We start from the raw sequence: 12,979 nt of genomic DNA on the forward strand, positions 1-12,979 counted from the left end.
TCGATCATACTCTCTCTGCTAAATTAGGCAATCCACGCCCGATACCTTTGATAACAGAAACGTTCGGTTTGGCTTTTCCCTTCTAACACTAATTCTAAGTGTCCTGACATGCATGGGGCTTGTGTTACTAATGTGTGGAATTCTCCATTTTCTCCGCATGGGTCGACGCTGAGTGGCAATGCTTGTATAAATTCTGCGGTATACCATTGCCCACAATAGTCTGGACTGATCTGCTCACCATCCGTAGTCACTACCAAGGTTTGAATACCTCGATTTATAATTTCCTGAGCTAGTTGCATTGAATTTTCACCCATTAGAGGAAACAGACATTCCCATCCTGCTGGCTCTAGATAACTTTTGCGATACTCAGCAATGCCATTACAAAACAGATCACCAAAAGCGATTGCATCAAATCTCACGCCTGAGTTCTGTATCCCTTCCACAACTTGGCTTTGATAAATCGGATTAGATGGAAAGACCGTAGGTAATTCAATTTTAATCAAAGGAAGACCAACGAGCTGAGCTTGTAGCTCAAGCACTTCAATGGGTGTCGCTTGGAAAGGAACTTCATTACCTACGTACGTGGTAACGAGGCCAACGACTTCAACATCCGCTCTTTCACGTAATCGCTCTAAGGTGAGGGTCGAATCTTTACCTGATGACCAACTGATGATGACCTTCATTTTATTCACTGTGTTATTCCCAAAACAAAACCGCCCGAAGGCGGTTTAAGGTTAGAACTGGTAACTCGCGTTCAGGTAGTATGTTCTTTCTGGAGAGCGGTAACCTTGGGCTGTCTCGTATTGCTCGTTGAACAGGTTTTCAACACGAGAGCGAACTACAAAAGCATCACTGACCCAATAACCCAATGACACATCCCATAAATTAGTAGCTGGAATGTAATCCTCATCGGTCGCCCCTGTTTTTGGCAGATCCAGACGTTTACCGGTGAAAGTGTAGGTAGTGCTCATATCGAAGTCACCGAATTGTGCCGAAGTGATCCACTTATAGTTTTCTTTCGCACGACGAGCCAGTTGAATGCCGTTGTCATCTTTGTGATCTTTGTACTCTGCAACTAGCGTATGGTTGATCGGGCCAGTGTCAAAGTTCACTTCCAATTCCACACCTTTAATACGCGCGTCCGTATTCAATGAACAGCCGCCGTAACTCACCACATCACAAATATTACCGTTCGGATCGGAATACCAGATGATCAAGTTATCCACTTTGTTGTCGTATGCCGACAAACTAACTCTAGCCAGAGAGTATGTTGCATCGACACCCACTTCGATATTCTTCGACTTTTCCGGCTGAAGGTCTGGCGATGTTGACAAGTTGGTGTACGTCGGCGCTTTGAATGCCGTTCCGTAGTTCGCTCTGAGTCGGTAATTCGAGTTGATTTGATAACCCGTTGCTAACGACCACGTGGTGTAGTCATCATACTTATCATGCTTGTCATAACGCACGTTTGCTTCGATAACCCAGTTATTCACGCTAATTCGACCCGAACCGAATGCTCCTTTGGTATCTCGGCTCTCTCCTGCAAGAGCATGTGCATAGCCATAACTTAACGCATTATCACCCAGTGATTCACGACGCCCATCAACACCACCACCCAACTCAACGTACTCATTTAGTTGATACATGTTAGCCCACTGAATCTGGGTCAGATCGATGTTGGCTAGTGTGCTGGCATTATCCTTCCCCTCACTCTGGCTATAATCTCGCTTATCAGTTTTTTGATAGTTAAGAGAAAACAGACTCTTTAACTTGCTTCCTTCATAATTCAACTGGCCAGTAAAACTCTGATTGTCGGAGAAACCGTGGTAAAGCGCACCGGATGAGTTATATTCCACATCACTATCAAACCAACTCGCCGACACATAACCCAGCCAGTTGTCATTAAAGCGATGCTCGTAACCACCCATCAGATTCTGGCTTTCATAACCGTAATCGATACCCGTCTGTGTGCTTTTGATATCGTAACCGTCGGTTTTCTCAAAACCAGCCGCCAGTTGCAGATGACCTTGCTCATTCACATCCGCCTTAGCAACCACATCGCCTTTACGGCTCTGGTTGCTACCAATGCCAACCGTCACTTGCTTAAGATTATTGCCACGATGAGAGCGGGTAATAATATTGATCACCCCACCAACCGCATCAGAACCATACACGGCAGCACCCGGACCACGAACAACCTCAAGGCGTTCAACTAACCCGAGAGGGAAACGGTTGATTGCCACGCCACCAGCTGCAGAGTCAATACGCACACCGTCGACCAGTACCAGCACATGGCCGCTATTAGTGCCGCGCATAAACACTGACGCGTTATGACCACGGCCACCATTCTGGGCAACTTCGACACCAGGAACGCGACGCAGCACTTCAGTGAGCGAATTAGCTTGGTACTGTTCGATTTCCTGACGACTAATCACCGTGGTCGCGGATAGAACAGAAGCTTGTTTTTGCTCAAAACGATTCGCCGTCACAACCAGCGTTTCTTGTGATTGTGCTTCGTTCGCGTGTAAATAAGAGATAGGGGTAAGCAGCGATACTAGAGCGATCGCCAGTGCTGATTTTTGCATTATGTTGTCCTAAATCGCGTGAATCCTACTGAGTGCAATACCACTGCATGACTCAGTTGCTGGCAGGTTTTCGGACTTGAGAGCACTGTTGGCCTACTGGCTCGACTTCCCACTCGAAAAGCAGTGTCGTTTGAGCGTTCGTTCTCTCTTACCGCTGCGCGTCAGTTCCGGATTTACACCGGATTCCCTTTTCAGCCATTTTTAGCCATCCAGGCATCTAAATAGCACCAGCTTGGCGCAGATAGTATTGAGTGAATGAAAAATTGTCCAGTACAGATTCCAATCCGCTAGGCTTTACACTGAATATCCCACCAATGTTAGGGCAAAACTGGACAAGCGGCCGAGATTGAATAAAATCTGCGCTCTTTCTGTAATAGCCCATAAAAAGGTACCCCAATGGCGACTCTTGATGTAAACCCTGAACTCTACCAAGCTCAATTGGCAGACAAAATCGCCCGTTTAAAAGCGATGTTTGTTGATTACTCGATGCCTGAGCTGGAAGTGTTTGAGTCGCCGGTGGCGAATTATCGCATGCGTGCTGAATTTCGGATTTGGCATGAAGGCGATGACATGTACTACATCATGTTTAATCAAGAGACGCGCGAAAAGTACCGAGTGGACCAATTTCCGGCGGCGAGCCGCCTGATTAATGATTTGATGCCTCTGCTGATGGATGCCATGAAGGGCAGCCCTATTCTGCGCCACAAGCTATTTCAGGTCGATTTCCTCTCAACCCTCAGTGGTGAGATTTTGGTTTCACTGTTGTACCATCGTCAGCTCAGCGAAGAATGGACCACCGCGGCGCAAGCACTCAAACAGCGCCTAAACGATGAAGGGTTCAACCTGAACTTAATCGGCCGTGCTCGCAAAATGAAAGTGGTGTTGGATCGTGATTACGTGGTCGAGAAATTACAGGTCAACGGTCAGCCATACATTTATAAACAAGTCGAAAATAGCTTTACCCAACCTAACGCAAAGGTCGCCGAAAAAATGTTGGAATGGGCGGTCGATTGCACTCAAGAGAGCAACGGTGATTTGCTTGAACTGTACTGCGGTAACGGCAACTTCTCACTCGCGTTAGCACAAAACTTTGAGCGTGTGCTGGCGACTGAACTTGCAAAACCTTCTGTAGAAGCCGCGCAATTTAATATTGCCGCTAACCAGATCGACAACGTACAAATCATCCGTATGTCGGCAGAAGAGTTTACTCAGGCGATGGAAGGTAAACGCGAATTCAATCGTTTGAAGGATGCGGGAGTTGATCTGCAAAGCTACCGTTGCAACACCATTTTTGTCGACCCGCCACGCTCAGGCATGGATATTGACACCTGTAAAATGGTGCAAGGTTATGAGCGCATTCTGTACATCTCTTGTAACCCAGAAACGCTGCAAGAGAACTTACAAGTCCTAGGGGAAACCCATCAAGTGGTGCGCTTTGCTCTCTTCGACCAATTTCCTTACACCCACCATATGGAAGCGGGTGTGATGCTAGAGCGCATTAAATAAGGATTTAAAGGCATTTCGATTATAGTAAAAATCACTCTGGGTACGGCTTGGGGTACGGGAGCACCTAAGATGCTCGATTGCTATGATTGGATTTAATGTTAACGCCACCAGCTTTGCTCGTGGCGTTTTTGTTTTCATGAGTAGTTTAACAATGTTTCATCTTGTCAGTCTTTATAAGATAAGATGCACATCCAACTACATTTCATTAATGCGCAAGCGTTAAGTTTTTACTCAACATCACACAGAATTGTGTGACTCCGACTATCAATTCCGATCATACTTCCTTGAATTGATCGTTTTTACCGCATGGCTAAGTAACATAGTGACTTCTGTTAATTACCTAGTTACCTTAGTCAGGTTCCAATGAGCAAGCTACTAACGTTAAAAAAGTTTCTGTCCTTTCCCGATGCCATTGATCATTTATCCACTACTCTAGAAGAACACGTCTCACTAGCTGATCTTTATCAGCTCATTCTTGATGGCCACTTACAAGCTTCCGTTCAATTAATCAATGTTACGTACGCAATCAAAAGTACACAGGCATTCTCGCCACAACAGCTGTTTGATGAATATCAAACAGAAAGCAAAACCAAAATCGAATTTGATAAGTACATCGAAGTGCTTCAAGGAGTATGGGATCTTGCTATGTTTGGTTCAGGGGTTAACCATTTGCGAACGCTTCTTCACAGCAAACTCGGTGAATGGCCAGATCTGACAACTCAGCACCAGCTCTACCTTCTGAGAGAGGGCTATGTATACCAAGTTCTGAATAATTTACCGTTACCCGCAAATCATGATACTTACGATGCATTAGCAACAAGGCTAAATAGCCTTCTGAAGTTAAAGGGCTCCAGCCTAGATGAACTGATGAATGAAGAAAGTGGTGCCGTGATGGACAACCTTGATGTCATTGAGATGGAAAGAGTAATGGTCATTGTGGATGCACTATCTCTATATGACGAGACAACAAATTGCACGCATCAACAAAAACACTCCAAATGGCATGATGTTACTGACGTGGTACCTCTTGAACAATGTCAGTATGAGCTTGTTATACGAACCGAGGAGCTCAATCGCTTTATTCACGAATTGAGCGATAAACCTGTATCAGCTTGTGATAAGCCCTTAGATCCCAGAGAACGCACCACCCTTCTTACGATAATTGGAGCACTATGTAATCAAGTGAATATCAATCCCAAAACTCGCGGTGTCGCAAGCTCAGTTGAAAAAATGGTTGAACAAATAGGCGTTAAGCTATCCAACGAGGCGATCCGTAACGTCTTAATGCAAGTCGATGATGCGATTGAGAAAAAACAAATGTAATCACAAATTAATTTCCTTATAAGGAATTTGCTTTTCCTTATAAGGAATTCGTTTTCATCTTTTCTTTTAACCTCTTCGTTGTTTAAGAAGCAACAAAGAGGTTTTTTTATGTCTCACAGAATTATCCGTCTTCCATCCGTTATCCAAAAGACGGGGCTATCACGCAGTAGTATTTACTTGCGCATTGCACAAGGCGATTTTCCAAAATCAATCTCATTAGGTGTACGTGCTGTTGGTTGGTTAGAACAAGACATTGAGCAATGGCTCGATGAGCGCATTTCTGCTAGCAAAAGCCAGGAGAACGAGAAATGAAAAAGCGCCTAAATCCCAACTTATGCAAAATCCACCGTAGCTATACGGTGGAGGAAATTGCAGCTTTATTCAAAGTCCACAAGAAAACAGTTCGCAACTGGATAACCAATGGTTTGCCAGTTTATGACAGTGCTCGACCACTCATCGTATTAGGCACGGATTTAAGACTCTTCATTCGCCAGCAGCGAAAAGCAAACCAACAGCATTGCCAACCCAATGAACTCTATTGCCTTAAGTGCAGAGCCCCAAGAATACCTGCACTAGGCAGTGCTCACTTTTTGCAGCTACCTAACGGCGCTGGACGCGCTTTTGCAACCTGTAATGACTGTGGTTCAAAGTCCAATAAATACTTTAGCTGGAGGCAATTAACCACAATTAGCCGAGCATTACAGGTGGACATTACCGGCGGCACAAAAACACATAAGTATGAGCGTTAATCCTCTCTTAAGTTATCCCTTGATTGGAGAATTGAAGAACATGAATAAACACAATACCAATAACGTACGAGTGACCCGTCAATACTATGAATTTTTGAAAGAGGCCAAACGGCAAAGTGACGTTTCTGTGGATGGCGTATCCAAAGCTATTAATCGCTTTGAAGAATACACAAAGTACAAAGATTTTAAGCAGTTTCACCGCCAACAGGCGGTGGGATTTAAAAAGCACTTGATGGAGCAAAAAAGTATCGCTACCGGTGAAAGATTAAGTAAAGCGACCGTCCATACAACACTGCGTCACCTGAAAGCCTTCTTTCAATGGCTAGCTTTACAAAGCCATTACCGTTCCCGCATTAATTACAGTGATACCGAATATTTCAACCTGTCAGAAAAAGATGCGCGTATTGCTAATGCGAAACGTAAAAAGCCCATACCAACCATTGAGCAAGTCACGCAAGTTTTGCAAGCGATGCCAAGTACAACCAATGTTGAAATGCGAGATCGCGCGCTGGTGGCTTTCACCTTGCTCACTGGCGCACGAGATAGTGCTATCGCCTCACTAAAACTCAAGCATATTAGCCTTGCAGAACACAGCTTGTATCAAGATGCTAGGGAAGTAAAAACCAAGTTCAGCAAAACGTTCACCACTTATTTCTTTCCAGTGGGAGAGCTCCCTTTGCAAATAGTTACCGAATGGGTGAGTTATCTAACAAATGAGCTTTCATTCGGCCCAGAAGCTCCCCTTTTCCCAAAAACGAAAGTGAAGAACAGCCCCAACTTTCAGTTTGAAGCCATGGGATTAACAAAAGAGCATTGGACAACAGCAAACCCAATCAGAAGAATCTTCAAGCAAAGTTTCAAACTAGCAGGATTGCCTTATTACAACCCACATAGCTTTCGCAACACACTAGCTCGTTTAGGGGAGCAATTATGTAGCAACGCGGAAGAGTTTAAAGCTTGGAGCCAAAACTTAGGTCATGAAGGCGTACTGACTACTTTTTACAGCTATGGTGATGTTTCCGACTACCGCCAGGCAGAACTCTTGAAAAAACTCGCAACACCTCGAAAAGAGGTGACTCCTGATATCGAAAGCACCATTAGGCAGGTCATAATGAATATGCACAATATAAAGTAGGAACCTCATTAAAATGTTGAAAGTGAACTGCATCGTTTGGTTCACTTTCTAACTAAGCTGCCTATACGGCAGTGAACGTTCAATTCCAATTGGATGACTTGAAACGCAATTTCTAAGCTGCCTGTACGGCAGTGAACGAGAAGTTGTCGATCCGGCATTGCTTGTTCGCTTTCTAAGCTGCCTGTACGGCAGTGAACTCGCTAACAGAGCATCGTGATTTGCTGCACAATTTCTAAGCTGCCTGTACGGCAGTGAACACAGGATATTTAGCTGGTGCAGTAAACTTCTTTTTCTAAGCTGCCTGTACGGCAGTGAACATTTAATGGTTAAAACCATCACCGCAGATCGATTTCTAAGCTGCCTGTGCGGCAGTGAACGCTAAAGGAATTAGAACCATCTTGCGCTCAAATTTCTAAGCTGCCTGTGCGGCAGTGAACTTAGGCGTGGAATGTCTTCGCTGACGACTTCTTTTCTAAGCTGCCTGTGCGGCAGTGAACAACCCGCATCTTGAGAAACAGTGTTAGTACCATTTCTAAGCTGCCTGTGCGGCAGTGAACTGGACTTATCACACTGCCCAAAAACTTCACAATTTCTAAGCTGCCTGTGCGGCAGTGAACGCTTGCTTCCGCCCTTTAGTAAATAGAAGTTATTTCTAAGCTGCCTGTGCGGCAGTGAACGTCTACAGGCCAGAGGTGGTGAGTTTAAGCATTTTCTAAGCTGCCTGAGCGGCAGTGAACACATCTCCAGACCCAGATAACCCTAACCTTGATTTCTAAGCTGCCTGTGCGGCAGTGAACTTGGCGTGAATGCTGAACCGAAATACTCATTATTTCTAAGCTGCCTGTGCGGCAGTGAACAAACGCAAATGGCAGCTACAACTACTACTTTTTTTCTAAGCTGCCTGTGCGGCAGTGAACATAACTGTCAACCACACAATTATTTTGGATGATTTCTAAGCTGCCTGTGCGGCAGTGAACTCACCGACATCGTCAACGATATTCTTGATACTTTTCTAAGCTGCCTGTGCGGCAGTGAACGCGTAAATGGCTGACGTCACATCGAGCGTCACTTTCTAAGCTGCCTGTACGGCAGTGAACTATTTGGCGGAGTCATCGGCGGCCTCCTCGGATTTCTAAGCTGCCTGTACGGCAGTGAACCTACCGTTAACACAAAATCGCCTCACTAATTGTTTCTAAGCTGCCTGTACGGCAGTGAACTGATGATGTTTGCGACCGATGCTGTCGGTTACTTTCTAAGCTGCCTGTACGGCAGTGAACAATGTCTCAATGGTCGATAAACAGGCTCGTGATTTCTAAGCTGCCTGTACGGCAGTGAACCAGGCGTGGCGGCGTTGTACGCAAACCTGTAATTTCTAAGCTGCCTGTACGGCAGTGAACGGTTTGTTGTGTAATCAATCTCTCTCGCTCAATTTCTAAGCTGCCTGTACGGCAGTGAACTGAGCGCAATCTTGTGACCAGTGAATTTCAGTTTTCTAAGCTGCCTGTACGGCAGTGAACAGTGTGTGACAATTTGATAATTACCCTTTGCATTTCTAAGCTGCCTGTACGGCAGTGAACTCGGTTTTTATCAGTCTCATACGCAAAGCTCTTTTCTAAGCTGCCTGTACGGCAGTGAACAGTTACCTGAAAAGCTCAAGCTCGCACTTGATTTTCTAAGCTGCCTGTACGGCAGTGAACCCCAGCGACAGCAGCGCCAATTTTCGAGGGGTTTTCTAAGCTGCCTGTACGGCAGTGAACAAATCTCAGATATTAGATATAATTTCCGAAAATTTCTAAGCTGCCTGTACGGCAGTGAACAAGGTATTCCAGCAGCAGCTAACCCAGCAACATTTCTAAGCTGCCTGTACGGCAGTGAACGTTTTATTCTCTGTTGCGCTTCTTTTGGATAATTTCTAAGCTGCCTGTACGGCAGTGAACCTCACGATAGATCGAGACAAACCACCCGTCACTTTCTAAGCTGCCTGTGCGGCAGTGAACTTACACAACCTACCGATTTGCCAGAGCCGACATTTCTAAGCTGCCTGTGCGGCAGTGAACGTATTGCTCATATTGCAACCAAGTACCCGCCATTTCTAAGCTGCCTGTGCGGCAGTGAACGAGTTTTTGATGATGGCAGAGAGATGCAGGGATTTCTAAGCTGCCTGTGCGGCAGTGAACACATTTTCCAACAATACCAAAGCTGCCTTTTATTTCTAAGCTGCCTGTGCGGCAGTGAACGAGCCAGTTCTCACACATAGCGCGAGAGGTAATTTCTAAGCTGCCTGTGCGGCAGTGAACAATATATCTTGAGGATGCGCCGCCACCCGATTTTTCTAAGCTGCCTGTGCGGCAGTGAACGCTTTTATGCCGCCCACGGTTTGCGCTGGAGATTTCTAAGCTGCCTGTGCGGCAGTGAACAATTGAACGCGAAGCTAAACAACTAGGCATTTTTTCTAAGCTGCCTGTGCGGCAGTGAACGGCATTGCGTTGAGTGCCTGATATCTCATCGATTTCTAAGCTGCCTGTGCGGCAGTGAACATAACGCTGGTGAGGGCAACGTTAAAAAATACTTTCTAAGCTGCCTGTGCGGCAGTGAACCATGGCAACGGCCTTTGTCTGGAAAATAACGATTTCTAAGCTGCCTGTGCGGCAGTGAACACATGTTCGATGCATGGGTTAAGTTCACTCTCTTTCTAAGCTGCCTGTGCGGCAGTGAACAGAAAGCTTGGTTTCAGAGCTAGAGAAAGGCTTTTCTAAGCTGCCTGTGCGGCAGTGAACAGTCCTTTTTCATCGAGTAGATTTCTAAGAGTTTTCTAAGCTGCCTGTGCGGCAGTGAACACCCAAAAGCTTGGAAAACTAAGCCTAGAATTTTTCTAAGCTGCCTGTGCGGCAGTGAACGAGGTGGAATAATGCCAAAAAATATAGGAATATTTCTAAGCTGCCTGTGCGGCAGTGAACGTTTAGCCAGGTCGTCAATAATGTCTTGGATCTTTCTAAGCTGCCTGTGCGGCAGTGAACCTGAGTTTAAGCTGACGTTTGTTGAAACGAAGTTTCTAAGCTGCCTGTGCGGCAGTGAACAACCGTACATCTTATGATAATCAGCATAAATATTTCTAAGCTGCCTGTGCGGCAGTGAACGAATATAAAGATGGCCAGATCCAGCTGGTACATTTCTAAGCTGCCTGTGCGGCAGTGAACTGTCCCATTCTTTGATGGAACTTTTTTGATTGTTTCTAAGCTGCCTGTGCGGCAGTGAACACTCGCCAGAAGATAAGGCGAAGGTGTTCAACTTTCTAAGCTGCCTGTGCGGCAGTGAACCACAGGAAGCACTGGCGGCGGCAGGGCAAACATTTCTAAGCTGCCTGTGCGGCAGTGAACCCAAAGCCTCTGTGCCTGTGCGCAAAGAGAACTTTCTAAGCTGCCTGTGCGGCAGTGAACACACCCGTTAGGCTAAACAGTCGATCCGCTCATTTCTAAGCTGCCTGTGCGGCAGTGAACGCACCCTGCAATCGCTGCGTGAAGAGTTGGCCTTTCTAAGCTGCCTGTGCGGCAGTGAACGGTGAGCTTTTGCTGCCGCTGCAATTTCAACATTTCTAAGCTGCCTGTGCGGCAGTGAACAGCAAGAGTACAAGCTTGCGTTTGATGAGAGATTTCTAAGCTGCCTGTGCGGCAGTGAACGAACCGTCAGTTGAATGGTTTTGGTTAACACTTTTCTAAGCTGCCTGTGCGGCAGTGAACTTTGAGTCTGTTGGGTCTGATTGGCCTGTTGTTTTCTAAGCTGCCTGTGCGGCAGTGAACATGCGTTGGGTGAAGCGTGAAATTAATGGCACTTTCTAAGCTGCCTGTGCGGCAGTGAACTGCTCAATGGCCGTAATCTGGTTTTTATATTTTTTCTAAGCTGCCTGTGCGGCAGTGAACCTGATCGCTTACAGCGCGCCAAGGATTCGGTTTTTCTAAGCTGCCTGTGCGGCAGTGAACAGACAATGTATTTAGCTTAGTAGCTTAATTAATTTCTAAGCTGCCTGTGCGGCAGTGAACGAAGTCATGCTCGGAATGGTGGTGTTAACTGTTTTCTAAGCTGCCTGTGCGGCAGTGAACTAAAATGGTCAGACGTTTATCAATTTTCCAAATTTCTAAGCTGCCTGTGCGGCAGTGAACCCCCTTCGCTTCTGTCAGTGGTTTCCCTTGTTTTTCTAAGCTGCCTGTGCGGCAGTGAACAAACATAAACCCTCAAGATCAAAGTTAATTTATTTCTAAGCTGCCTGTGCGGCAGTGAACAAGTCATGGTATGGCCATACGTCGAGCTGTATTTTCTAAGCTGCCTGTGCGGCAGTGAACAAAACACCAGAGGTTAACTGGATGGTCACAAATTTCTAAGCTGCCTGTGCGGCAGTGAACGGAATGAAGTGGATCGACTTTGAGTGTTTAGATTTCTAAGCTGCCTGTGCGGCAGTGAACTGGTCGTATTTTTAGCATGTTTATAAATAAAATTTCTAAGCTGCCTGTGCGGCAGTGAACTTGGTAAGCAGGTAAACGCTAGCAAGATTGCATTTCTAAGCTGCCTGTGCGGCAGTGAACACAGAAAATCAGTAACCGTCAAGGTTAATTTATTTCTAAGCTGCCTGTGCGGCAGTGAACTCAACGTTGTTGTACACATCGAGAGAGCGAATTTTCTAAGCTGCCTGTGCGGCAGTGAACGTTCGTCTGGATCAAAGCCTAGATATTGATCATTTCTAAGCTGCCTGTGCGGCAGTGAACTGTTCTGCGCTAGGAACAGCACCGCATGTTACTTTCTAAGCTGCCTGTGCGGCAGTGAACACTTGGCGGCCTGACCAGCCGCCACCCTTTAATTTCTAAGCTGCCTGTGCGGCAGTGAACAACCATACACACCAATGAAGTCTATCGTTGAATTTCTAAGCTGCCTGTGCGGCAGTGAACAGGTACGGCTAGATGCTTTCTTGTTTGGGCAATTTCTAAGCTGCCTGTGCGGCAGTGAACTATAGAATAAACCGATAAAAATAAGCTGCAACAAGCTGTTAGGGTAAAAAACATCTTTTTACCTTGTTAAAAACAACCCGTTGCAACCATTTGTTTTAAAAGCACATTTTTAAAGAGCAAAAATAAAGGGTTAAAACCAAGGTACTGTAGCTGTTTTGCTAAGACCATAACTATCAAACTCACCATCAACTGGGTCAGCTTGAATATCACTAAACTCAAAGAATTTTCGGTATACCTGCCCTGTTGAACTGCTACACAGATCAAGGTATGGATTATCAAACCCTTGGCTAAGCATTTTTACTTTGTAACGTTTCTCACCGTCTTTATCTATGCTACCTCTGGCAATTAAACGCATTAATTTTGCTTTGCTTAAATTACTGCGTTTAACTGAAATGATGCGATATTGCACTTGGTCTGGCACATTCTTAACCGTAGAAATCTTGCAATATCCAGCCAAAGGGCCTAACCAATTTAACCCCTGCAAATCATGCAGTGCGCTCATTTCACTGTGTAAACGAAATAATCGCCCTAGTTTAATATTTGCTTCTGGAAAGCTAATACCAATTTTATTGCTCTGTAACTTCACCAGTGCTTTGTGAAATTTAATAAAGACTTTACTACTTAATTCTGCCTCGCGCATTTCAGCATCAGGCATCAGCCGTATATCAATGTATGCGTCCATCA

8 protein-coding genes, 1 CRISPR repeat array and 1 riboswitch are annotated in these 12,979 nt (G+C 45.5%); of the genes, 5 read left to right on the plus strand and 3 right to left on the minus strand.

Annotated features, from left to right (window positions below):
* Nucleotides 1–23 precede the first annotated feature (23 nt).
* Both MKA69_RS03815 and MKA69_RS03820 read right to left on the minus strand, forming a co-directional pair.
* Entirely contained in the window at nt 24–683 is a 660-nt protein-coding gene (locus tag MKA69_RS03815) for an ATPase (protein WP_305848222.1), read from the minus strand.
* 51 nt (nt 684–734) lie between these two features.
* Nucleotides 735–2,585: a TonB-dependent receptor domain-containing protein gene (locus MKA69_RS03820; protein ID WP_305847523.1), complete on the minus strand. Its 1,851-nt coding sequence runs from the start codon at nt 2,583–2,585 to the stop codon at nt 735–737.
* Between the two features lie 43 nt (nt 2,586–2,628).
* Nucleotides 2,629–2,832: riboswitch (cobalamin riboswitch) on the minus strand.
* Nucleotides 2,833–2,981: 149 nt separating this feature from the next.
* Here MKA69_RS03820 and trmA point away from each other — a divergent pair.
* The 5 genes from trmA (at nt 2,982) to MKA69_RS03845 (ending at nt 7,298) form a co-directional block, all read left to right on the plus strand.
* On the plus strand, nt 2,982–4,091 hold the full coding sequence (trmA, locus tag MKA69_RS03825) for a tRNA (uridine(54)-C5)-methyltransferase TrmA (protein WP_305847524.1): 1,110 nt from the start codon (nt 2,982–2,984) through the stop codon (nt 4,089–4,091).
* A 363-nt stretch (nt 4,092–4,454) separates the two neighbouring features.
* Nucleotides 4,455–5,414: a hypothetical protein gene (locus MKA69_RS03830; RefSeq protein ID WP_055033052.1), complete on the plus strand. Its 960-nt coding sequence runs from the start codon at nt 4,455–4,457 to the stop codon at nt 5,412–5,414.
* A 108-nt stretch (nt 5,415–5,522) separates the two neighbouring features.
* Nucleotides 5,523–5,726, plus strand: coding sequence for an AlpA family transcriptional regulator (locus tag MKA69_RS03835; RefSeq protein WP_055033053.1), 204 nt, complete (start codon nt 5,523–5,525; stop codon nt 5,724–5,726).
* Entirely contained in the window at nt 5,723–6,163 is a 441-nt protein-coding gene (locus tag MKA69_RS03840) for a helix-turn-helix domain-containing protein (protein ID WP_055033054.1), read from the plus strand. Before MKA69_RS03835 ends, MKA69_RS03840 begins: the two co-directional genes overlap by 4 nt.
* Nucleotides 6,164–6,203: 40 nt before the next feature.
* Complete coding sequence (locus tag MKA69_RS03845; RefSeq protein ID WP_055033055.1) at nt 6,204–7,298, plus strand: site-specific integrase; 1,095 nt, start codon at nt 6,204–6,206, stop codon at nt 7,296–7,298.
* A 49-nt stretch (nt 7,299–7,347) separates the two neighbouring features.
* Nucleotides 7,348–12,295: a CRISPR direct-repeat array (repeat unit 28 nt; unit sequence TTTCTAAGCTGCCTGTGCGGCAGTGAAC).
* Nucleotides 12,296–12,425: 130 nt separating this feature from the next.
* Here the strand turns inward: MKA69_RS03845 and cas6f are convergent.
* A complete protein-coding gene (cas6f, locus tag MKA69_RS03850) occupies nt 12,426–12,977 on the minus strand; it encodes a type I-F CRISPR-associated endoribonuclease Cas6/Csy4 (protein ID WP_305847525.1) in 552 nt (183 codons plus the stop codon).
* Nucleotides 12,978–12,979 lie beyond the last annotated feature (2 nt).

This window comes from Vibrio sp. AH4 (genome assembly GCF_030710545.1).
Classification (GTDB): Bacteria; Pseudomonadota; Gammaproteobacteria; order Enterobacterales; family Vibrionaceae; genus Vibrio; species Vibrio metoecus.

Bases quoted from the DNA above. Each gene is read 5' to 3' on its own strand.
- MKA69_RS03835 (WP_055033053.1), top strand. From the start codon at position 5,523: ATGTCTCACAGAATTATCCGTCTTCCATCCGTTATCCAAAAGACGGGG.
- MKA69_RS03815 (WP_305848222.1), bottom strand. From the start codon at position 683: ATGAAGGTCATCATCAGTTGGTCATCAGGTAAAGATTCGACCCTCACC.
- trmA (WP_305847524.1), top strand. From the start codon at position 2,982: ATGGCGACTCTTGATGTAAACCCTGAACTCTACCAAGCTCAATTGGCA.
- MKA69_RS03820 (WP_305847523.1), bottom strand. From the start codon at position 2,585: ATGCAAAAATCAGCACTGGCGATCGCTCTAGTATCGCTGCTTACCCCT.
- cas6f (WP_305847525.1), bottom strand. From the start codon at position 12,977: ATGGACGCATACATTGATATACGGCTGATGCCTGATGCTGAAATGCGC.
- MKA69_RS03845 (WP_055033055.1), top strand. From the start codon at position 6,204: ATGAATAAACACAATACCAATAACGTACGAGTGACCCGTCAATACTAT.
- MKA69_RS03840 (WP_055033054.1), top strand. From the start codon at position 5,723: ATGAAAAAGCGCCTAAATCCCAACTTATGCAAAATCCACCGTAGCTAT.
- MKA69_RS03830 (WP_055033052.1), top strand. From the start codon at position 4,455: ATGAGCAAGCTACTAACGTTAAAAAAGTTTCTGTCCTTTCCCGATGCC.